The 21,556-nt window shown below is 73.6% G+C and carries 21 protein-coding genes; 16 read left to right on the top strand and 5 right to left on the bottom strand.

The features are described from left to right. Positions 1–136: 136 nt before the first annotated feature. Positions 137–1,333, bottom strand: coding sequence for a helix-turn-helix domain-containing protein (locus tag QOL16_RS14005; protein ID WP_071247567.1), 1,197 nt, complete (start codon positions 1,331–1,333; stop codon positions 137–139). 244 nt (positions 1,334–1,577) lie between these two features. Here QOL16_RS14005 and QOL16_RS14000 point away from each other — a divergent pair, with 244 nt between their 5' ends. From QOL16_RS14000 to pgi, 4 genes are all read left to right on the top strand, one after another. Beyond that, positions 1,578–1,874, top strand: a complete 297-nt coding sequence (locus QOL16_RS14000) for a metal-sensitive transcriptional regulator (protein ID WP_065963407.1) — start codon at positions 1,578–1,580, stop codon at positions 1,872–1,874. A 32-nt stretch (positions 1,875–1,906) separates the two neighbouring features. Further along, entirely contained in the window at positions 1,907–2,125 is a 219-nt protein-coding gene (locus QOL16_RS13995; protein WP_071282325.1) for a heavy-metal-associated domain-containing protein, read from the top strand. Continuing rightward, positions 2,122–4,389: a cation-translocating P-type ATPase gene (locus tag QOL16_RS13990; RefSeq protein ID WP_071282323.1), complete on the top strand. Its 2,268-nt coding sequence runs from the start codon at positions 2,122–2,124 to the stop codon at positions 4,387–4,389. The genes QOL16_RS13995 and QOL16_RS13990 overlap by 4 nt, the downstream gene beginning before the upstream one ends. A gap of 113 nt (positions 4,390–4,502) precedes the next feature. Then, entirely contained in the window at positions 4,503–6,209 is a 1,707-nt protein-coding gene (pgi, locus tag QOL16_RS13985; RefSeq protein ID WP_065963364.1) for a glucose-6-phosphate isomerase, read from the top strand. Between the two features lie 165 nt (positions 6,210–6,374). Here pgi and QOL16_RS13980 read toward each other — a convergent pair whose 3' ends face one another. Further along, positions 6,375–7,280: a LysM domain-containing protein gene (locus tag QOL16_RS13980; RefSeq protein ID WP_139266283.1), complete on the bottom strand. Its 906-nt coding sequence runs from the start codon at positions 7,278–7,280 to the stop codon at positions 6,375–6,377. A gap of 153 nt (positions 7,281–7,433) precedes the next feature. On the opposite strand from QOL16_RS13980, the gene QOL16_RS13975 reads away from it, so the two are divergent. The 5 genes from QOL16_RS13975 to QOL16_RS13955 all read left to right on the top strand — a co-directional run bounded on the left by QOL16_RS13975 (position 7,434) and on the right by QOL16_RS13955 (position 12,585). Then, entirely contained in the window at positions 7,434–7,940 is a 507-nt protein-coding gene (locus QOL16_RS13975) for a hypothetical protein (RefSeq protein ID WP_065962902.1), read from the top strand. A 141-nt stretch (positions 7,941–8,081) separates the two neighbouring features. Further along, positions 8,082–9,545, top strand: coding sequence for a sugar porter family MFS transporter (locus QOL16_RS13970; protein WP_071282320.1), 1,464 nt, complete (start codon positions 8,082–8,084; stop codon positions 9,543–9,545). Between the two features lies 1 nt (position 9,546). Further along, complete coding sequence (locus QOL16_RS13965; RefSeq protein ID WP_217637601.1) at positions 9,547–10,251, top strand: DUF4396 domain-containing protein; 705 nt, start codon at positions 9,547–9,549, stop codon at positions 10,249–10,251. Positions 10,252–10,271: 20 nt separating this feature from the next. After that, positions 10,272–10,736, top strand: a complete 465-nt coding sequence (locus tag QOL16_RS13960; RefSeq protein WP_071282318.1) for a MarR family winged helix-turn-helix transcriptional regulator — start codon at positions 10,272–10,274, stop codon at positions 10,734–10,736. 46 nt (positions 10,737–10,782) lie between these two features. Then, positions 10,783–12,585 (top strand): chloride channel protein, encoded by a 1,803-nt coding sequence (locus QOL16_RS13955; protein ID WP_217637600.1) that lies wholly within the window; start codon positions 10,783–10,785, stop codon positions 12,583–12,585. Positions 12,586–12,660: 75 nt separating this feature from the next. Here the strand turns inward: QOL16_RS13955 and QOL16_RS13950 are convergent, their stop codons facing one another. From QOL16_RS13950 to QOL16_RS13940, 3 genes are read right to left on the bottom strand one after another with little or no spacing between them, the layout of a single operon-like run. Continuing rightward, entirely contained in the window at positions 12,661–13,635 is a 975-nt protein-coding gene (locus QOL16_RS13950) for a zinc-binding dehydrogenase (protein ID WP_071282396.1), read from the bottom strand. 21 nt (positions 13,636–13,656) lie between these two features. Continuing rightward, complete coding sequence (locus tag QOL16_RS13945) at positions 13,657–14,079, bottom strand: organic hydroperoxide resistance protein (RefSeq protein WP_065962896.1); 423 nt, start codon at positions 14,077–14,079, stop codon at positions 13,657–13,659. 25 nt (positions 14,080–14,104) lie between these two features. Further along, positions 14,105–14,557, bottom strand: coding sequence for a MarR family winged helix-turn-helix transcriptional regulator (locus tag QOL16_RS13940; protein ID WP_175473031.1), 453 nt, complete (start codon positions 14,555–14,557; stop codon positions 14,105–14,107). A 136-nt stretch (positions 14,558–14,693) separates the two neighbouring features. On the opposite strand from QOL16_RS13940, the gene mvk reads away from it, so the two are divergent. The 7 genes from mvk to QOL16_RS13905 all read left to right on the top strand — a co-directional run bounded on the left by mvk (position 14,694) and on the right by QOL16_RS13905 (position 21,555). Continuing rightward, positions 14,694–15,683 (top strand): mevalonate kinase, encoded by a 990-nt coding sequence (gene mvk, locus QOL16_RS13935; protein ID WP_071282316.1) that lies wholly within the window; start codon positions 14,694–14,696, stop codon positions 15,681–15,683. Beyond that, a complete protein-coding gene (mvaD, locus tag QOL16_RS13930; RefSeq protein ID WP_254780149.1) occupies positions 15,683–16,690 on the top strand; it encodes a diphosphomevalonate decarboxylase in 1,008 nt (335 codons plus the stop codon). Before mvk ends, mvaD begins: the two co-directional genes overlap by 1 nt. Next, on the top strand, positions 16,687–17,766 hold the full coding sequence (locus QOL16_RS13925; RefSeq protein WP_065962892.1) for a phosphomevalonate kinase: 1,080 nt from the start codon (positions 16,687–16,689) through the stop codon (positions 17,764–17,766). Before mvaD ends, QOL16_RS13925 begins: the two co-directional genes overlap by 4 nt. Next, positions 17,763–18,827: a hydroxymethylglutaryl-CoA reductase gene (locus tag QOL16_RS13920; RefSeq protein WP_071282311.1), complete on the top strand. Its 1,065-nt coding sequence runs from the start codon at positions 17,763–17,765 to the stop codon at positions 18,825–18,827. Before QOL16_RS13925 ends, QOL16_RS13920 begins: the two co-directional genes overlap by 4 nt. Continuing rightward, complete coding sequence (locus QOL16_RS13915; protein ID WP_071282309.1) at positions 18,824–19,999, top strand: hydroxymethylglutaryl-CoA synthase; 1,176 nt, start codon at positions 18,824–18,826, stop codon at positions 19,997–19,999. The genes QOL16_RS13920 and QOL16_RS13915 overlap by 4 nt, the downstream gene beginning before the upstream one ends. 156 nt (positions 20,000–20,155) lie before the next feature. Beyond that, a complete protein-coding gene (locus QOL16_RS13910) occupies positions 20,156–20,650 on the top strand; it encodes a hypothetical protein (protein ID WP_071282307.1) in 495 nt (164 codons plus the stop codon). Further along, positions 20,650–21,555: a hypothetical protein gene (locus QOL16_RS13905; protein ID WP_065962883.1), complete on the top strand. Its 906-nt coding sequence runs from the start codon at positions 20,650–20,652 to the stop codon at positions 21,553–21,555. The genes QOL16_RS13910 and QOL16_RS13905 overlap by 1 nt, the downstream gene beginning before the upstream one ends. Position 21,556 lies beyond the last annotated feature (1 nt).

The raw sequence follows: 21,556 nt of genomic DNA, 5'->3' as shown, positions 1-21,556 counted from the left end.
GCTCGTGCCCAGCGGATGCTGTTCACGGATGAGACGGGCTGTCACCGACGTTCGTCACGCCACCGTCATCGGTCGCAGCGGGTTTCCAGGAAAGGCCCCAGAACGGCGGTTCTCCGTGTACCCCGGGGGAGGAGGGTCAGGCCCGGCCGCCGATTCCGGCCTCGGGGTTGCGTCGTGCACGTTCGCGCATCGCCCGCAGGTACGCCATCGGTGACTGGCCGCACTCCTCCTGGAACAGCTGCTGCAGACGACGGGGCCGCACACCCGCGGCGTCCGCGATCTGCTCGACGGTGAGGTCGGCGTCGGCGTGCTGCTCGATGTGCGCGACCGCGCGGCGGACCCGCCACGAGGACCGGCCGGACTCGGGCCGTGCGGCACGGGACGACCGGAGCGTGGCGGCCGGGTCCTCGCCGAACCGCTCCCGGTAGGCCGCGGCGAACCGGCCCGGGTTCGTGAAGCCCCAGCGGCGCGCGACCGGGGTCACACCGTCCTCGGTGCCCCCGTGCAGGAGTTCGCGCCGCACCCCGTCGAGGCGGTGGTCGCGCAGGAAGCGGTTCGGTGTGGTCCCGAGGGTACGGGCGAACACGTCCTGGAGGCCGCGCTGGCTGAGGCCGCACGCCGCGGCGATCTCCGGCACCGCGGGGCGGTCGGCGGCGTGCGTCTCGATGTACCGGATCGCGTCCCGCAGCCGGTTCGCCACTGGGACGTCGACTCCGCGGTTGCGGATCGGGAAGGTGTCGAGGACGACGGTCGCGAGCCGCCGGTTGAGCGCCGTCCGCATCGGACCGACCACGCGGTCGTCGAGCAGCGCGGGCGCGAGGTCGTGCACGAGCCGCCGGAGGGGTTCGTGCTGTGCCACGCTCGCGTCCTGCTGGTCGAAGAGCAGCGGGCCGCTCGGCAGCCGGTAGCCGAGCTCGTCGCCCACCGTGCGCAGGAACGGGTCGGACAGGTGCAGTCCGTTGTAGACGGTGTCGGTCGACTCGAAGCGGTAGGCCTCGGACGCCGACGCGATGTACGGGCTGCCCGGTTCGACGTCGCGCGTCCGGTCGGCGAAGTGCATCGTGAGCCGGCCCTTCGTGAGCCAGAACACCACGTGGTCGTTGCGTGCGCCGATCACGCCGCCGCGCCGTCCGCCCTCGGCCCGCATCGTCCGCAGCGTGACGTCGTCGTCGCCGACGATCGTGTACTCGTACCGGGTGCCGACGGTCACGAACGTGTCGGTCCCGAGGTCGCGGCCGTTGTACTCGGCGGAGAAGATCCGTGAGTAGTCGGTGCCGTCGCCGTCGGTGAACCGCAGGCGGCGGAATCCGTTGGTCGACGTGGTGGTGCTCACCCGCGCATCATGGCAGGCCTGTCCGGGATGCGCGTCGGTCCGCGTACATCGCGGGCTGCGGCCCGGCGCGCACCAGGTGCGCACGCGCGGTCCGTGGGCGGCGGGGCGGACCGGAGCCGCGCCTCCCGGCCGGTGTCCCGACCACGCCGGACCGCGAGCCGACCGCCGAGACCCGTGCGCCGGACCCGGTGCGCCGGGAATACCCCAGGGGGGTACCGTGTCGTACACGGTGACGGAGGGCAGCATGCACGACCACACGCACGTCGGGTACATCGACGACAAGGACGACCTGCTCAAGCGGCTGCGCCGTGCCGAGGGGCAGGTGCGCGGCATCGCGCGCATGGTGGAGGACGAGACGTACTGCATCGACGTCCTCACCCAGATCTCGGCGGCGAACCGTGCGCTCGAACGCGTCGCACTGTCGCTGCTCGAGGACCACCTGCGGCACTGCGTCGCCCAGGCCGTCGCCGAGGGCGGCGAGGCCGCCGACGCGAAGGTGCGCGAGGCGAGCGACGCGATCGCGCGGCTCGTCCGCTCCTGACCCACTGTTCGGACCGACCGGAAGGAACCCAGATGACCATCGAGACCCTCGCCGTCACCGGCATGACCTGCGAGCACTGCGTGGCGAGCGTCACCGAGGAGGTGTCCGAGCTCGACGGCGTCACCGACGTCGCGGTCGAACTCGTCCCCGGCGGCTCGTCGACCGTGACCGTGACCTCCGACCACCCGCTCGACCCCGCGTCCGTGCGCGCCGCCGTCGCCGAGGCGGGCTACGAGGTCGTGGCACGGTGAGCGACGGGGTCGTCGAGCTCGACATCACCGGCATGACCTGCGCCTCGTGCGCGAACCGGATCGAGCGGAAGCTCGGGAAGCTCCCCGGGGTCACCGCGACGGTGAACTACGCCACGGAACAGGCGCAGGTCGAGGTCGCCGGCCCGGACGCGGCGGACACCGCCGCACTCATCGTTGCGGTCGAGGCAGCCGGGTACGGCGCGACCGTGCACGCCGCCGCCCCACCGGAGGCGCCGGAGACCGACGACCCGACCGCGCCCCTGCGGCAACGACTCGTCGTGTCCGCGGTGCTCGCGGTGCCCGTCGTGCTGCTGTCGATGGTGCCCGTGCTGCAGTTCCCGGACTGGCAGTGGGCGGCACTCGCACTCGCGGCCCCCGTCGCGGTCTGGGGTGCCCTGCCCTTCCACCGTGCGGCGTGGACGAACGCCCGACACGGTGCGGCGACCATGGACACCCTGGTGAGCGTCGGCGTCCTCGCCGCCTTCGGGTGGTCGCTGTCCGCGCTGTTCCTCGGCGACGCCGGACGACCCGGGATGCACATGGTGTTCTCGTGGTTCGCCGCCGACCCCGAGGCGAGCGACCTGTACCTCGAGGTCGCCTCGGCCGTCACGGTGTTCATCCTCGCCGGACGGTACATGGAGGCCCGGGCGAAGCAGCGGTCCGGCGAGGCGCTGCGTGCCCTGCTCGAGCTCGGTGCGAAGGACGCCTCGGTGCTGCGGGACGGCCCCGGCGGCCCGGCCGAGCACCGCGTCCCGGCCGCCTCGCTCGTGGTCGGCGACGTCGTGGTCGTCCGGCCGGGGGAGCGCATCCCGAGCGACGGCGTCGTACAGGACGGGTCGTCGGCGGTCGACCTCGGCATGCTCACGGGCGAGTCCGTACCGGTCGAGGTGCGCCCCGGCGACCGGGTGACCGGCGCGACCGTGAACGTCGGCGGACGGCTCGTGGTCGAGGTCACCGCGGTCGGCGCTGACACCGAGCTCGCGCGCATGGGCAGGCTCGTCGAGGAGGCGCAGACCGGCAAGGCCGCCGTCCAGCGCCTGGCCGACCGGGTCTCGGCCGTGTTCGTGCCGGTCGTCATCGGGCTCGCCGTCGTCGCGTTCGTCGGGTGGCTCGTCGCAGGCGGCTCGCTCACCGCGGCCTTCACCGCCGCGGTCGCGACGCTCATCATCGCCTGCCCGTGCGCGCTCGGCCTGGCGACGCCCACCGCGCTGCTCGTCGGGACCGGGCGGGGATCGCAGCTCGGCATCCTGATCGGGGGACCGCAGGCGCTCGAGCGGACCCGGACGGTCGACACGATCGTGCTCGACAAGACCGGGACCGTGACGACGGGTGCGACGGAGGTCCGGGACGTGGTCGTGGCGACGGGCGGAGCTGGTGCCGACTCCGCCGCCGACTCCGCCGCCGCCGCCGACGTCCTCGCCCTGGCGGCGTCCGCCGAGGACGGGTCCGAGCACCCGGTCGGCCGGGCCGTCGTCGCGGCAGCGCGGGCGCGCGGGCTCGACGTCCCCACCGCCACGGACTTCCGCGCCGAACCGGGGGCCGGCGTGCAGGCGCTCGTCGACGGCGAGGTCGTGCTCGTCGGCACGGCGTCCTGGCTGACCGACGCCTGGGCGGTCACGCTCCCCGAGGACCTCCGTACCGCGGTGGCCGCGGCCGAGGCGTCGGGCGGAACCGCCGTCGTGGTCGCCCGCAGCGGCGCCGCGCTCGGCGTCGTGGTCGTCGGCGACACCGTGAAGCCCGACGCCGCCGACGCCGTCCGACGCTTCGTCGCCCTGGGCCTCCGCCCCGTCCTGCTCACGGGCGACAACGAGGGAGCGGCCCGTGCGGTCGCCGAGCAGACCGGCATCGACGAGGTCCACGCCCGGGCGACCCCGGCGTCGAAGCTCGAGACCGTCCGTCGCCTGCAGGCCGAGGGGCGGACCGTGGCGATGGTCGGCGACGGTGTGAACGATGCGGCGGCACTGGCGGCGGCCGACCTCGGCATCGCGATGGGCGCCGGCACCGACGTGGCGATCGCGGCGAGTGACATCACGGTCGTGAGCGGACGGCTGACCGTCGTCGCGGACGCCGTGCGGCTGTCGCGGGCGACCCTGCGGACGATCCGGGGCAACCTGTTCTGGGCGTTCGCGTACAACGTCGCGGCGATCCCGCTCGCGATGGCGGGGCTGCTCAACCCCGTGCTGGCGGGGGCGGCGATGGCGTTCTCGTCGGTCTTCGTCGTGACGAACAGCCTGCGGTTGCGTCGGTTCCGGCCGCAGGCCTGAGGGCGCTGTGCGCGACCGCACCCCCGCGGCACTACGCTCGGAGGTGGTCCGCGACGCAGTGCTGCGGTGACCCGCGGGCTCGACTGATCGAACGCGATCCCAGGAGGACCGAAGTGACCGAATCTGCTCCCGTCGACCCCACGTCGACCGACGGATGGAAGAAGCTCGCCGGCATCGCCGACGGCTTCACCCCCGACCTGCGCGGTTGGTTCGACAGCGACCCCGGTCGTGCCGAGCAGTACACGTTCCAGGCCGCCGACCTGACCGTCGACCTGTCCAAGGGGCTCGTGACCCCGGAGATCCTCGACGCGCTGCTCGAGGTCGCGAAGGACACGAAGGTCGCCGAGCGCTTCCAGGCGATGCTCGCCGGTGACCACATCAACGTGACCGAGGACCGCGCCGTCCTGCACACCGCGCTCCGCCGCCCGAAGGGCGCCACCCCGGCGCTCGTCGTGGACGGCCAGGACGTCGACGCCGACGTGCACGCCACGCTCGACAAGGTGTACGCCTTCGCCGAGCAGGTGCGCTCCGGTGCGTGGACCGGCGTGACCGGCAAGCGCATCGAGACCGTCGTCAACATCGGCATCGGCGGCTCGGACCTCGGCCCGGTCATGGTCTACGAGGCCCTGAAGCCGTACGTGCAGCCCGGGCTCGAGGCGCGCTTCGTCTCGAACATCGACCCCGCCGACATCTACGAGAAGACCGCGGACCTCGACCCCGAGACCACGCTGTTCATCGTCGCGTCGAAGACCTTCGGCACCCTCGAGACCCTGACGAACGCCCGCCTGGCGCGCCAGTGGCTGTGGGAGCGGCTCGGCCTGACCGACGCCTCGGACGACGACAAGTCGAACGCCGTCGCGAAGCACTTCGTCGCCGTGTCGACCGCGCTCGACAAGGTCGCCGCGTTCGGCATCGACCCCGAGAACGCCTTCGGCTTCTGGGACTGGGTGGGCGGCCGCTACTCGGTCGACTCGGCCATCGGCACGAGCGTCGTCATCGCGATCGGCAAGGAGAACTGGGAGCAGTTCCTCGCCGGCTTCCACGCCATCGACGAGCACGTCCGCACGACGCCGCTCGAGCAGAACGTCCCGGTCCTGATGGGCCTGCTCAACGTCTGGTACACGAACTTCCTCGGTGCGCAGAGCCACGCGGTCCTGCCGTACACGCAGTACCTGCACCGCTTCGCCGCGTACCTGCAGCAGCTCACCATGGAGTCGAACGGCAAGCGCGTGCGCTGGGACGGCACCCCCGTCACGACCGACACCGGTGAGGTCTTCTGGGGCGAGCCCGGCACGAACGGCCAGCACGCGTTCTACCAGCTCATCCACCAGGGCACGCGCCTGGTCCCGGCCGACTTCATCACGGTCGCGAAGCCGGCCCGTCCGCTGAAGGACGAGTCCGGCGACGGCAAGGCCGTGCAGCCGGGCCAGGACGTGCACGCGCTGTTCCTCGCGAACTTCTTCGCGCAGACGAAGGCGCTCGCGTTCGGCAAGACCGCCGACGAGGTCCGCGCCGAGGGCACCACCGACGAGGGCATCGTCGCCGCGCGCACCTTCACCGGCAACAAGCCGTCCACGTCGATCCTCGCGCCGGAGCTCACCCCGAGCGTCCTCGGCCAGCTCATCGCGCTCTACGAGCACATCGTGTTCACCGAGGGCACCATCTGGGGCATCGACTCGTTCGACCAGTGGGGCGTGGAGCTCGGCAAGCAGCTCGCGCTGCAGATCGCCCCGGCGGTCGACGGCGACCAGTCCGCGCTCGACGCGCAGGACTCGTCGACGAAGGCGCTCATCGCCAAGTACCTGGAGCTGCGCGGCTAGACCGCGTCACCCCGGGACGGACGGGAGGCGCGGTGCCGGCTGGCACCGCGCCTCCCGTCCGTCTGCCGGTCACCCAGGTGCGGAAGCCGCCGTCGCGACCCGGCCGCGCGACCCGGCCGCGCGACCCGGCCGCGCGCTTGGACCCCGCGGCCTGGACCCCGGGCCTCAGCGCCCGAGCGGGTCGAGGTTGAGCGTCGTGCCCTCGTACAGGTACTGGTCCTGCCCGAACACCTGGACGCCCTCGTTGAGCCAGACCAGGTCGGTCACCGTGATGCCGAAGCGCGCCGCGACGTCCCCGATGAGGTCGCCCGACGCCACCGTGTAGGACCGCGGGGCACCGCTCGCCGTGGTCGCGGTGACCGGGCCGGAAGCGTTCGCGCGTGCGCCGCCGTCGACCGGGTGCACGTTCGTCTGGCGTGCCGGGACCGACCAGCGCAGCGATGCGACGGCCAGGACCTTGCCGGCTGCGATCTCGACCGGGACGTCCTGCCCGGCGGCGGCCGCCGAGGACACCACGAGCGTGCCGAGGCCGGACGGGTCGACGCCGGAACCGTCGAGCGGCACCGCGACGGACTGCGGGCCGCTGGTGGGACCGCCGAGGACGTGCGTGCCGACACCGGGGTAGGTCAGGCCGTCGCCGACCTGTCTGGCCCGCTCGAAGAAGCCGACCGCGACCGGGACCGGCAGCGTCGACGTGAAGCCGGAGAACTGCGCCGTGAAGGTGTCGTCGCCGTCCGCGACGACCCGGACGTGGAAGTGAATGCTGCCCTTGGGCGATGCCACATCGGTCTCGGTGAGCACCGTGCCGGCCGGGATCGGGGTCAGCACGGGCGCGGGGGCCGCCGCCTCGGACGGTTCCGGCGTGGGCGTGCGGGGCGACGCGGAAGCGGACAGCAGGTCCTCGTCGGACTCGGCGTCCGGCGTCGGGTCTGCGGTCGGGGAGGCCGACGCGGTGCTGCTGCGGGACGTCGGTGCCGGGATCGCACCGTCCGACCCACGGAGCAGCGAGCAGCCGGACAGCGTCACGGCTGCCAGCACGACCAGGCCGACGACGGCGGTGCGGTTGTTCATGTTCCCCCTCGGGTCGAGCGTAACCGGCCCGCAGCGCCCCGGCGACGCCCTGTGGACGGACAGGGCCGCGGCGACGCCCCGGGGAGGAACGGGGCCGTGCGCCGGATCCGCCGCCGGTGCCGGGGTGTCGGTCCGAGCGGCTAGCGTCGAGGCATGGACCGTCACGAGATCCTCGCCGCAGCAGCCGCAGCGCACGCCGCCCGCATCGCCGAGGGCGGCGGCGACGACACCGCGGCACGACAGCGGGCCGACGCCGTCGCGTCGCGGGAGCCCGGGGCCGAGGACGCAGCCGCCGACGCAGCGCGTGCCGTCGACCGACGCCGTGCGGGCGAGGTCGAGCGGGCCGCCACCCGCACCGAGGGCGCGCTGTCCGACTGGCACCGCATGGGCACCCGGCGCGGGGTCTCACCCGACGAGCAGCTCCGCAGCGCCTGGGCCGTCGCCGGTGTGCCCGACCAGGGCGATGCCCGCGCACTCGCGAACGTGCTCCTGTCGACCGCGGGCCACGCCGGTCGCGTCGCCGATGCCGCCCGCCGGAACCCCGCGCTGTCCGGAGCCGCGAGCGCCGCGGCACGACGGACGGTCCGCCGCTACACCGACCACGGGGCCGGGATGGCCTCGCTGGGCGACGTCCTCGGCGACGGGCCCGCCGAGGACTGACCGGCGCGCGCCGACCCCACGGGCCGGACCCCGGAACGGGCGGGGCCCCGACACGGAGCGGACCGTCGGCACCTCGCGCCCCGCGGACACGGCGCCGACCCCGGCACGGAGCAGCCCCCGACACGGAGCAGACTGGGACCGATGACCAGCACCGAAGCGACCGGGCGACCCACCGGCACCGTCCCCCTGCCCCCGATGGGCTCCGGACCGCACCGTCGCCGACTCGGCGTGGTGGCCCTCGTCGCGACCCTCGGCGGCCTGCTGTTCGGCTACGACACCGGCGTGGTCAACGGTGCACTCCTGCCGATGAGCCAGGAACTCGGGCTGACCCCCACCACGGAGGGCGTCGTGACGAGCTCGCTGCTCTTCGGCGCGGTCGTCGGCGCGGCCCTCGGCGGACGGGTCGCGGACGGCTGGGGACGACGCCCGACGATCACGCTGCTCGCGGTCGTGTTCTTCGTCGGCACCGTGGTGTGCGTCGCGGCACCGGCCCTCGGCGTCATGGTCGTCGGCCGCGTGCTGCTCGGCCTGGCGGTCGGCGGCGCGTCGACGGTCGTGCCGGTGTTCCTCGCCGAGGTCGCCCCGTACGAGTTCCGCGGGTCCCTGTCCGGGCGCAACGAACTGATGATCGTGATCGGCCAGCTCGCCGCCTTCGTCGTCAACGCCGTGATCGGCACGCTGTGGGGCGAGGGCGACGGGGTCTGGCGCGTCATGCTCGCGGTCTGCGCCCTGCCCGCCGTCGCCCTGTTCGTCGGCATGCTGCGCGTGCCGGAGTCGCCGCGCTGGCTCGCCGCGCGGGGCCGCACCGACGAGGCGTACACGGTCCTCGCCGCGGTCCGGTCGCCCGAGCGTGCCGCCGCCGAGCTCGACGAGATCGTGCGCGCCGCCGCGACGACCGGCCCCTCGGCGGCGCGGGGCTGGCACGCCCTGCTCGGCGACCGACGACTCGTGCGGATCGTCCTGGTCGGCGCGGGGATCGGTGTCGCCCAGCAGCTCACCGGGATCAACTCGATCATGTACTACGGCCAGGCCGTCCTGGTGGAGTCCGGCTTCACCCGGTCGACCGCGCTCGTCGTGAACGTCGTGCCCGGCGTGATCGCGGTCCTCGGCGGGCTGGTCGCGCTGCGGAACATGGAGCGCATCGACCGGCGGACGACCCTGATCGTCGGCTACGCGCTGACGACGGTCTGCCACCTGCTCATCGGCACCGCGTCGCTCGTGCTCGCGCCCGGGGACCCGGCACGGCCGTGGGTGATCCTGGCGCTCGTCGTCGCGTTCGTCGGGTCGATGCAGACGTTCCTCAACGTCGCGACGTGGGTGGTGCTGTCCGAGGTCTTCCCCGGCCGCATCCGCGCGCTCGGCATGGGGATCGCGGTCGCGTGCCTCTGGACGGCGAACGCGTGCATCGGGCTGGTCTTCCCCTCGGTCGTCGCTGCGACCGGCATCACGGGCACCTTCTTCGGCTTCGCCGCCGTCGGGCTGCTCGCGCTGGTCTTCATCTGGCGTGCCGTGCCGGAGACCCGCGGTCGCTCCCTCGAGCAGGTCGGCACCGTACCCCCGGCGAGCGCCCACGCGGCGGACGGGTCGACCGGCGCGGGACGCTGACGTGGACGGCCTCACCGTGACGGCCCTGCCGCCGCTGCTCACGGCGGTCTGCATTGGCCTGCTCGTCCTGGCGGTCGCGTGCGCGCTCGTCGTGACCGTGGACGTCGTCCGGCACCCGCCGCACATGCGCGTCATGGCGTTCGTGTGGCCGCTCACCATGCTGTTCGGCAGCGTGGTGTGGCTCGTGTTCTACCTGCGTCGGGGTCGGGCGACCGTCGACGGGCACGGTCGGCTCGCGGGGACGGCGATCGACACGAGCCACTGCGGGGCGGGCTGTGCGCTCGGCGACCTGGTCGGTGAGTTCGGTCTCGTCGCGTTCCCCGGTCTCGGTGCGCTCGTCGGGCTCGGCACGCTGTACCGGGACGCGGTCTTCGCCGGGTGGATCCTCGACTTCGTCGTCGCCTTCGTGGTCGGGATCGCGTTCCAGTACTGGTCGATCGCCCCGATGCGCGGGCTCGGGCTGCGGGACGGGTTGGTCGCCGCGCTCAAGGCCGACACCCTCAGCATCACCGCGTGGCAGGTCGGCATGTACGGGCTGATGGCGCTGTGGCAGTTCGTGGTGTTCCCGGCGGCGTTCGGCGGCCGGGTCGGGGTGCTGGCGCCCGAGTTCTGGGTCGCGATGCAGCTCGCGATGGTCGCCGGCTTCGTGTGCTCGTACCCGGTGAACGCACTCCTGGTGCGGCGGGGGCTCAAGGAGGCGATGTGACCGCCTGGGAGGATGGACCCATGTCGGAACACGCTGATCAGGGGATCGACGAGGTCCTCGCCGCTTCCCGCGGCCTCCTCGGTGTCGTCGCCCGGTCCCTGGCGCCCGCGCTCGAGGACGTCAGCGTGCCGCAGTTCCGGCTCATCGTGCTCGTCGCGACCCTCGGGCCGACACGCGCTGGTGAACTGGCCGAGCGGCTGGCGGTCGGTCCCTCGACCCTGACCCGGAACGTCGACCGGCTCGTCACGGGCGGTTGGGTGGAGCGACGCCCGAGCGCCGACAGCCGCCGCGAGGTGCGCATCGCCGCCACCGAGCGGGGGCATGCCCTCGTGGACGAGGTCTCCGCACGGCGCCGCACCGAACTCGAGGCGATCGTCGCCGGGATGCCCGAGCAGGACCGGGAGGTCGCCGTGGCGGGGATGGCGGCGTTCCGTCGGGCGATGGGGGAGCCGACACCGGAGGAGGTCTCGGCCTTCGGCGGGTGATCCACGGTCCTCGGGTGACCAAGAGTTGTATGCGTACAATGGTTGTGTGCATGCAATCGTTCGGAAGACCGTCCCTGCCCGCATCCCGGCCGTCCACGCACACGTCCGGCTCGCCGGCACGCGGTTCGGCTCCGCGGCGCTCCGCCTCGCCCTCCCGGCGCTCGTCGTCGGCGCCGGCGCGGGACTCGCGGCCGTGGTCTTCCGCTGGCTGATCGAGCACGCGACGCTCCTGTTCAGCGGCCACGTCGACTACTCGGCGACCACCGGTCAACCGGCCAACCCGTGGGTCCCGGGGCTCGGCGCGGGCTTCGTCGTCCTCGCCCCCGCGGTCGGGGGTCTGCTCTACGGGCCGCTCATCCAGCGTTTCGCCCGGGAGGCCCGCGGGCACGGCGTCCCCGAGGTGATGTTCGCGATCGCCCGGAGCGGTGGTCGCATCCGCGGTGGGGTCGCCGTCGTGAAGGCCCTCGCGAGCGCGATCTGCATCGGGTCCGGCGGCTCCGTCGGACGCGAGGGCCCGATCATCCAGATCGGCGCGGCGCTCGGGTCGACGATCGGACGGTGGATGCGGATGCCCGAGGGGCGGTTGCGCACCCTCGTGGCGTGCGGTGCTGCAGGTGGCATCTCCGCGACGTTCAACGCCCCGGTCGCCGGGGTGTTCTTCGCGCTCGAGCTCCTGCTCCGCGACTTCACCCCCACGTCGTTCGGCGCGGTCGCCGTCGCGAGCGTCACCGCGGCGCTGATCGGTCGCGCGGCGTTCGGGGACACGGCGTTCCTGCACCTGCCGACGATCGGGGCCGTGACGCCGCCGGAGTACCTGCTCTTCGCCGTCCTCGGCCTGTTCGCGGGTGCGGTCGGCATCGGCTTCACCCGTGTGCTCTACCTGGTGGAGGACGCCTGCGACGTGCTCTGGCGGGCGACGAGGGGACCGGAGTGGCTCCGGCCCGTGGTCGGCGGGCTGCTGCTCGGCGCGCTGCTCCTGGTGTTGCCGCAGATGTACGGGGTGGGGTACCCGGTGCTCGAGGACGGGGTCGCCGGTCGGTACGCGCTCGGCTTCCTCGCGGTGCTCGTCGTCGGCAAGGTGCTCGCGACCTCGCTCACGCTCGGCATCGGGGGGTCCGGCGGGGTGTTCGCTCCCTCGCTCTTCGTCGGTGCGATGACCGGCGCCGCGTTCGGCGAGGTCGTCGCGTCCGTGGTGCCCGGGATGCACGGCCAGGTCGGTGCCTTCGCGGTCGTCGGCATGGGCGCGGTGTTCGCCGGTTCGACGCGGGCGCCGATCACGGCCGGGATCATGCTGTTCGAGCTCACCGGCGACTACGCGCTCGTCCTCCCGCTGTTCGTGGCGATCGTCATCGCGACCGCCGTGTCCAGGGCGCTCTCGCGGGACACGATCTACACCCTCAAGCTCAGCCGTCGCGGGGTCGACCTGACCGACTCGGCACCCCTGCCGACCGACGCTGCCGGGACCGGCCCGTCGGCGGGGGACGCGGTCCGGCCCGTCGGTCCGGTCACGACACCGTCGACGTCCGCCGCCGAGGCGCTCGACCTGCTCGGGTCGACGGGCCTCGGGGCGCTGGCCGTCGTCGACGAGGACGGGCGGCTCGCCGGCGTGGTGACGGCACGGTCGGTGGGGGACGCGCTGCTCGCCGACGAGGGGTTCGGGCGCCGTGTCGTCGGGGACGTCCTGGCCGACGTGACCGCCGTCCCCGCGGATGCGCGCCTGGCCGACGTCGTCGAGCGGGTGGTCGACGCCGACGGCGCGACCGGGGTGCCGGTCGTGGACGCCGACGGTCGGCCGGTCGGGTGGTTGGGTGTCACGGACGCGCTGCGGGCACTGGCGCCGGCCCCGTGACGGACGGGAGGCCCGTGGCGGTGTCGCCACGGGCCTCCCGTCCGTCTGCTGGTGCGTCCGCGGACGCAGGTCGCGCTACGGGCGCAGGAGCACCTTGCCGACGCGGCCGGCGGTGTCGCTGGCACGCGCCGCGTCGCGGGCGTCCTCGAAGACGAAGGTCTCGGAGACGGGGAGCGTCAGCGAGCCGTCGAGCACGCGGCTGATGAGCTCGCCGAAGAGCTGGCCCTTCAGCTCGCCCGGCATCGTCTTGCTGACGACCGCGCCCCAGAAGCCCTTGACCGTGAGCTGGCCGAAGATGACCTTGCCCGACGGGATCTCGAGCGTGGGGGACGCCATCGCGCCGAACACGACGAGCGTAGCGTCCTCGCCCAGCACCGAGGCGATGTCACCGGCGGCCTTGCCGCCGACGGACTCGACGCCCGCGACGATCGGGGCGCCGCCGGTGATGGCCGCGACCTGGTCCTTCCAGTCGTCCGCGTCGGTGGCGACGATCCGGTCGATGCCCTGGGCGCGGAGCTCCTCGACGCCCTCGGCCCGACGGACGAGGCCGACGACGTTGATGCCGCGGGCCTTGCCGAGCTGCGCGACCATGCGGCCGACCGCACCGTTCGCGGCGTTCTGGATGATCCAGTCACCCTCGTGCAGGTCGAGCGAGTGCAGCAGGCTGATCGCGCTGAACGGCATCGAGACGAGCTGTGCGGCGGACTCGTCGTCCATCGCGTCGGGCACCGGGACGAGCCCCGCGGCGTCGGCGACGTAGTACTCGGCCCAGACGCCGAAGGTGCCGCCGGCGACGCGCTGGCCGACCTGCAGGCGGTCGACGCCGTCACCGAGGGCCTCGACGACGCCGAGCGCCTCGGTGCCGCTCGCGGCGGGCAGCTCGGGCTTGAAGCCGTACGTGCCGCGGATGGTCCACAGGTCGTGGTTGTGGATCGGGGAGAGGACCGTGCGGACGAGCACCTGGCCGGGGCCGGGCGTCGGGACGGGGCGCTGCTCGACGGTCAGGACGTCGGCGGGCTCGCCGAACTCCGGGTGCACGACGGCGCGCATGGTGGTGGGGGTGCTCACGGGTCAGTCCTCCGAGACGGTGATCGTGACGTCGATGTTGCCGCGCGTCGCGTTCGAGTAGGGGCACACCTGGTGCGCGGCGTCGGCGAGGGCCTGGGCCTGGTCGTGGTCCATGCCCGGGATGACGACCTCGAGCATGACGGCGAGCTGGTAGCCGCCCTGGCCGTTCGGGCCGATCTGGACGCGGCCGCCGACGGAGGAGTCGGTGATCTTGACCTTCTGCGCGCGGGCGACACCCTGCAGCGCGGAGTGGAAGCAGGCGCTGTAGCCGGCCGCGAAGAGCTGCTCGGGGTTCGCGCCGTTGCCGGAGCCGCCCATCTCCTTCGGGATGGCGAGGTCGAAGTCGACCGTGCCGTCGCTCGTGGTGACGTGGCCGTTGCGGCCTTCGCCGGTGGCGAGGGCCTCGGCGGTGTAGAGGACGTCCATGTGGGTCCTTCCTTCCTTCGTGGGGTCAGTCGGCCGCGACCGCGGGGTCCGCGGCGGCGGCGTGCATGGTGGCCGTGAGGCGCTGCAGCGTGCTGATGAGCTCGAGTGCGGCGTCCTCGTCGGACAGGCCCATCCCGGCGGCGATGCGGGCCGGGACGTGGGCGAGCTCGGGGCGGATCGAGCGGCCGCGCTCGCCGAGGGTCACGGTGACGACGCGCTCGTCGGTGCTGCGGCGTTCGCGGCGGACGAGGTCGGCCTGCTCCATGCGGCGGAGCAGGGGCGAGAGCGTCCCGGAGTCGAGCTGCAGGTGGTCGCCGAGTCTGGAGACCGTCTGGTCGCCCTCGATCCACAGCGTCACGAGCACGAGGTACTGCGGGTACGTGAGGCCCCAGGGCTCGAGCATCGAGCGGTACGCCTGGGTGGTGGCCCGGGACGCCGCGTAGAGCGAGAAGCACACCATCTCGTCCGTCACGGCCATGGAAAGAGCATTGCACGCAACCGAGTTGTGCACAACCGAGTTCAGGGGACGTGGAGGAAGTCCGGCCGGTCGGCACCATCGGCCCGGCCCCGCACGACCGGTGTCCGCGCAGCCGGTTAGGCTGACGTGACCCACGATGACCCACCACGACGCCGACACCACCGCGACCCCGGGAGCAGGACACGTCCTCCGCACCGGGACCGCGTCGTCCCACGGCAAGACCATCCTGGTCGGCGAGCACGCCGTCGTGTACGGCGTCCCGGCCCTCGTGCTGCCCGTCCTCGACGTCCGCGTCACGGCGACCGCGACGCCCGTCGACGCCGAGCGGGGCAGCACCCTCGAGTCGGTCGTGCACACCGGGCCGCTCGACACCGCCCCCGCGGCGGTCCTGCCGACCGTGACCGCGGTCACCGCGACGCTCCGGCACCTCGGCGTCCCCGGCCAGCACCTGCACGTCCGGGTCGACAGCGCCGTCCCCACGGCCCGCGGCATGGGGTCGAGCGCCGCCGTCGCCGCCGCCGTGACCGCCGCGGTGGCCGACGTGTTCGGCCGCACCCTCGACCCCGAGGAGCACCACGAGCTCGTGCAGGAGTGCGAGCGGGTCGCGCACGGCCGCCCCTCCGGGCTCGACGCCCGCGGGGTCGTCGCCGACGTCCCGGTGTGGTTCGAGGACGGCGTCGTGCACCCGGTGCCGCTCGGCGCCGCGTTCACCTTCGTCGTCGCCGACACCGGCGTCCCCGGCCACACCCGTGAGGCCGTGGCCGCCGTGCGCGAGCGGCACGACGCCGACCCCGCCGCGGTCGACGAGGTCGTCGCGGCGATCGGGGCCCTCGCGCGACGCGCACGGGGGACACTCGTGGATGGCGATGCACAGGCCCTCGGTGCCACGATGGACGCCGCGCACGGACTGCTCACCGCCCTCGACGTGTCGAGCGGCGACCTGGACCGGCTCGTCGACGCCGCACGGCGTGCGGACGCCCTCGGCGCGAAGCTCACCGGAGGTGGGCGCGGCGGATGCGTCCTCGCGCTCGCCGCGGACCGGGAGCACGCGGACCGCATCGCGGCCGCACTCCGCCAGGCCGGCGCCACGGAGACCTGGACCACCACGATCGGAGCCCGCGCTTGATGACCGCCACCGCCGTCGCGCACCCCAACATCGCGCTCGTGAAGTACTGGGGCAAGGCGGACGCACAGCTCGCCCTGCCCGCGACCGGCAGCGTGTCGATGGGCCTCGACGTGTTCCCGACCACCACCACGGTGACGCTCGACGGCACGGCGGAGCACGACACCCTCGTGCTCAACGGCGGCGCAGCCCCGGACGGTGCGCTGCTCCGCGTGCAGCAGTTCCTCGACCTCGTGCGCGACCTCGCCGGCAGTGACCAGCGCGCGACCGTCGTCTCCGAGAACACCGTGCCGACCGGTGCCGGCCTGGCGTCGAGCGCCTCGGGCTTCGCGGCCCTGGCCACGGCCGCCGCCGCCGCGTACGGCCTCGACCTGTCCGAGCGGGACCTCTCCCGCCTGGCCCGGCGCGGCTCCGGCTCGGCCACCCGGTCGATCCCCGGCGGGGTGGCCGTCTGGCACGCCGGGGACGACCAGGGCTCGTTCGCCGAGCGGGTCCCCGCGCCGCCGATGGCGATGGTCGTCGTGACGATCTCGGCCGGCGAGAAGGCGATCGGCTCCCGCGAGGCCATGCGGCGCACGATCGCCACCTCGCCGTTCTACCCGGCGTGGGTGACGTCGACCACCGGGACCGTGGACGAGATGCTCGCGGCCTGCGCCGCGGGCGACTTCCCGCGCATCGGCGAGCTCACCGAGAGCAACGCGCTCCGCATGCACGCCACGATCGAGGGTGCGTTCCCCCCGATCCGCTACCTGAACGCCCGCAGCGTCGCGGTCTTCGACGCGGTCGCCGAGCTCCGTGCCTCGGGGCTGCAGGCGTACGCCACGGCGGACGCCGGGCCGAACGTCGTGGTCCTCACCACCCCGGAGGACCGGGGCGCCGTCGCGGCCGCGCTGCAGGGCCTGGGAGACGTCATCGAGTCGGGCACCGGACCAGGCGCGCACCTCGTCGGCTCCGAAGGAGCGGGGACACCCGGAGCGGGTGCCGTCCGACCGGAGGAGACCGCCGAGTGATCGAGTTCCGCGCCCACGGCAAGCTGTTCGTCGCGGGTGAGTACGCCGTCGTCGAGCCCGGGCAGCCGTCCGTGCTCATCGCCCTCGACCGTGCGATCACCGCGCGCGTGCAGGAGGGCCACGGCGCCGGCAGCGTGCACTCGGAGGAGTACGGCCACCTGCCGCTCACCTGGACGCGCGACGACGACGGGCTCGCCCTCGACCGCGAGCACCACCCGTACGACTACGTCATGGCGACGATCGACCTCGTCGAGAAGCTCCGTGCCGAGCGCGGCATCGCCCCGCGGTTCCACGACCTCCGCATCGAGAGCCAGCTCGACGACGCCAGCGGCCGCAAGTTCGGCCTCGGTTCCTCGGCCGCCGTCACGGTCGCCACGGTCGGCGCGCTCGACCGCTTCTACCGGATCGGCCTGACGCAGCGCCAGCGGTTCCAGGTCGCCCTCCTCGCGACGATCCGGGTGAACCCGCAGGCCTCCGGCGGCGACCTCGCGGCGAGCACCTTCGGCGGGTGGCTCCGCTACAGCGCGCCCGACCGCGAACGGCTGGCCGGGATGCTCGGGGACCGCTCCGTCTCCGACGTCCTCGGTGACGCCGAGGCGTGGACCGGGTTCGACGTGCAGCGCCTGCCCGCGCCGGCGGACCTCGAGCTCCTGGTCGGCTGGACGGGTTCGCCCGCGTCGACGACGAAGCTCGTCGACGTCGTCCGTCGGCACCGCAACGGCGGGTACCAGGCGTTCCTCGACGAGAGCCGGACCTGCGTCGACGACCTGACCACGGGCCTCCAGACCGGCGACGCGGCGACGACGCTCGACGCGCTGCGGCGCGCCCGTCGACTGCTGCAGCGCCTCGGCGCGTCCGTCGGCTCGCAGATCGAGACCGAGCGGCTCACGACCCTGTGCGACGTGGTCGAGGCGGCCGGCGGGGCGGCGAAGCCGTCCGGCGCCGGCGGCGGCGACTGCGGCATCGCACTCGTCCCGGCGGACACCGACCTCGCCGAGATCCACCGCGCCTGGGAGGCGCACGACATCAGACACCTCAGCGTCGCGGTGCAGGCACCCGAAGGGAGCGTCGAATGACCGACCTGCTGACCCCGATCCCGACCAAGTGGGTTGGACCGATCCGCATCAGCGGCAACGCCGTCGAGGGCGAGCACGAGGTGCCGCTCGCGACGTACGAGTCGCCGCTGTGGCCCTCCGTCGGCCGCGGCGCCCGTGTCTCGCGCATGGTCGAGGGCGGGATCGTCGCGACCGTCGTCGACGAGCGCATGACGCGCTCGGTCGTCGTGAAGGCCGACAGCGCCGCCGCCGCGCACATCGCCGCGGGCCGCATCCTCGCGCGCCAGGACGAACTCGCGCAGCTCGTCGCCGGGCAGAGCCGGTTCGCGAAGCTCATCGAGGTGCACCCCGAGATCGTCGGCGACCTGCTGTTCCTGCGCTTCGCGTTCACCACGGGCGACGCGTCCGGGCACAACATGGTGACGCAGGCGGCGGACACGCTCCTGCCCGCGATCCTCGCGTGGGAGCCGGGTCTGCGGTACGTGAGCGTCTCGGGCAACTTCTGCACCGACAAGAAGGCCACCGCGGTGAACGGCATCCGCGGCCGCGGGCGCAACACCATCGCCGAGATCCTCATCCCGGGCGAGATCGTCGAGAAGCGGCTACGGTCCTCCGCCGCCCGCATCGCCGAGCTCAACGTCGCGAAGAACCTCGTCGGCTCGACCATCGCCGGGGCCCTGCGCTCCGCGAACGCGCACTACGCGAACATGCTCCTCGGCTTCTACCTGGCCACCGGGCAGGACGCCGCGAACATCGTCGAGGGCTCGCAGGGCATCACCTTCGCCGAGGCCCGCGGCGACGACCTGTACTTCTCGACCGCGCTGCCGCACCTGATCGTCGGCACGGTCGGCAACGGCAAGGGCGGCGACCTGCCGGTCGTCGAGGACGCACTCGTGCGCCTCGGCTGCCGCGAGGAGCGCGAGCCCGGCGCCAACGCCCGTCGTCTGGCCGCCATGTGCGCCGCGACGGTGCTCTGCGGTGAGCTGTCCCTGCTCGCCGCCCAGACGAACCCCGGGGAGCTGATGGCCGCGCACGTCGCGATGGAACGCCGTGGCTCCCGACCTGCAGGAGGTGCAGCATGACCACGCAGCAGTCGCTGTCCGTCGGCGTCCACGACATCGCGATCGCCACGGGCCACCACGTGCTCGAGCTCGACGACCTGGCGGAGCGCCTCGGCGTCGACCCGGCCAAGTACCACGTCGGCATCGGCCAGGACGCCTTCAGCGTGCCCGCCCCGGACGAGGACATCGTCACGATGGGCGCCGCCGCCGCGAAGGAGGTCATCGACCGCCACGGCGTCGAGGGCATCCGCACCGTGCTGTTCGCGACCGAGTCCGGCGTCGACCAGTCGAAGGCGGCCGGTGTGTTCGTGCACGGCCTGCTCGGGCTGCCGAAGGGCGTCCGCGTCGTCGAGCTGAAGCAGGCCTGCTACGGCGGGACCGCCGCGGTGCAGCTCGCGCTCGGCATCGTCGCGCGCGCACCGCACGAGCGCGTGCTCGTGATCGCCGCCGACGTCGCGCGCTACGACGTCGACACCGCCGCGGAGCCGACGCAGGGTGCCGGCGCCGCCGCGATCCTGGTGTCGGCCGACCCCGACCTCATCGAGATCGAACCGGCCGCCGGGGTCTTCACCGCGGACGTCGACGACTTCTGGCGGCCGAACGACCGCTCCACCGCGCTCGTCGACGGCCGCCTGTCGGTCAGCGCCTACGTGGACGCCTTCATCGGCGCGTGGGACGACCTCGCCGCGCAGGGCGGTCCGGCCTTCGGCGACATCGCCCGGTTCGTGCACCACCAGCCGTTCACGAAGATGGCGATCAAGGCGCACCGGAAGCTCACGCAGCACGTCGGTGAGCCCTTCGACGAGTCCGAGCTCGCGATCGGCTTCACGTACAACAAGCAGACCGGCAACACGTACACGGCGTCGATCTGGATCGGGCTCGCGGCGCTGCTCGACCTGGACGACGACCTCGCCGGGCAGCGGATCGCGATGTTCAGCTACGGCTCGGGCAGCGTCGGCGAGCTGATGACCGGCATCGTGCGGCCCGACCACCAGCAGCACCGCCGTGCCGGCCGGGTGCAGGAGGTGCTCGGGTCCCGCGTGCGGCTGACCGTCGACGAGTACCGCGCCCTGCACGCCGCGGGTGCGGCGACGAGCGAGGACGTCGAGCGTCCGCGCGTGACCGCCGGACCGTTCCGCTTCGCGGGCGTCCGCGGTGGCGCGCGCCACTACGAGGCGGTCGCGCAGGACTGAGTGCGGCAGGTCGCGGTGGACGCGACCTGACGACGGACGGGAGGCGCGGTGCTGGACGGCACCGCGCCTCCCGTCCGTCGTCCGGTCGCCGCGACCGGCGTCCGCCCGGTCCGCCCCACCGCGCCGCTAGGCTGTCCGCGGGACGAGGGGGAGTCGATGGCCGAGCGGGACGTGACGGCGGTGGTCGCCGACCTCGTGCGCACGCTGCCGCGGGCCCCGCGACTCGACGACGTGGTCGCCGCGGTCGCCCGCACCGTCGGCCGCCCGACGCGGGTCGTCGACGTCGACGGGCCGTCGTGGGGGAGCCTGACCGCCCTGGTGTCGCAGGCGCCGCACGAGAACCTCGTCCTCGTGCCGGCCGCCGTCCCGCCGCTGTACCGGATGCACTGCGTGCTGCACGAACTCGGCCACCTCGTGCACGGCGACGCCGGAGCGCCGACCCCGACCGCGGTCGCCGCCCTCGCCAGCGGGACGAACGTGTGCCAGCGGGACGTCGACAGGACCCCAGCGCCGCACGCCGGCCACGCCGGTGCCGGGCTCGCGCGGGTCTCCGGGGACGACGAGCACTTCGCCGAGCGGTTCGCCTACGAGGTCGCGACCGTGCTGCTCGGTGCGGGTGCGGGCGCGTCCGACGAGCGGGCCTACGGCTGATGGGTGCCCTGCACGCCGCGACCTTCTGGTGCGCGGCCCTGATCTTCGTGGCGCGGACGCCGTCCGTCCGGCGGAACCCCCGCGGCCGTGCGGCCTGGGCGGCGACGGGCGTCGGTGCCCTCGGGTTGTTGACCCTCGGCAGCGTGGTGCCGCAGACCGTGCTCGACGGGTGGCTCGGCGGGACGAACGTCGTCAACCTGGTGCAGAACGTGTGCGCGACCACCGCGTTCTGGCTCATGCTCCGCGCCGCGACGGGCGACCTGCCGCGACGACCGCTCCTCGCGCACCCGCTCGCGCTCCTGGCGATGGTCGCCGCGTTCGCGATCCCCTTCGCCTGCATCACCGACCGCGGCACCACCGCGTTCCACTTCATCGTGCTCGGCATCGACCAGACCGCGATGTGGCTGTACGCCTCGGTGTACATGGCCTGCGTGGCGGCGATCACCGTGACGACGCTCGTGCGCGGGATGCCGACCGGCCGAGGCGCGCTCGGGGTCTTCCGGGTCGGGCTCGTCCTCGTCACCGCGGCGAGCGTCGAGGAGGTCGTGTCGCTGACGGCCGACCACTTCGGCCTGTTCCCGGCCGGGGTCCGCGACGTGCTGCGGTTCGCCTTCGACCCGCCGTTCTACCTCGGGATCGTGCTCGTCGTGGTCGGCATGGCCTCGTTCACGGTGCGCCGGTGGGTGCGCGACCTGCGGCTCGGCCGGCACCACCGGCGGCTCGCCCGCGTCGTGCGGCACCACGGGCTGCGGCCGGTCGAACGCCGCGCGGACCTGCGGGTGCGGACGTACGACCTCGTCATCGCGATCCGCGACGCAGAGGTGCAGGGACGGTCGATCGACCCGGGCGAGCTCGCCCACGTGCGGTCCGCGGAGCGGGTGCTCGCACGGAACATCGGAGGATGAC

Origin of the sequence: Curtobacterium sp. MCBA15_004 (genome assembly GCF_001865055.2) — a bacterium.
Taxonomy (GTDB): domain Bacteria; phylum Actinomycetota; class Actinomycetes; order Actinomycetales; family Microbacteriaceae; genus Curtobacterium.
Note: the sequence above shows the minus strand (reverse complement) of the source record. Positions and strands in the feature narration are given on the sequence as shown.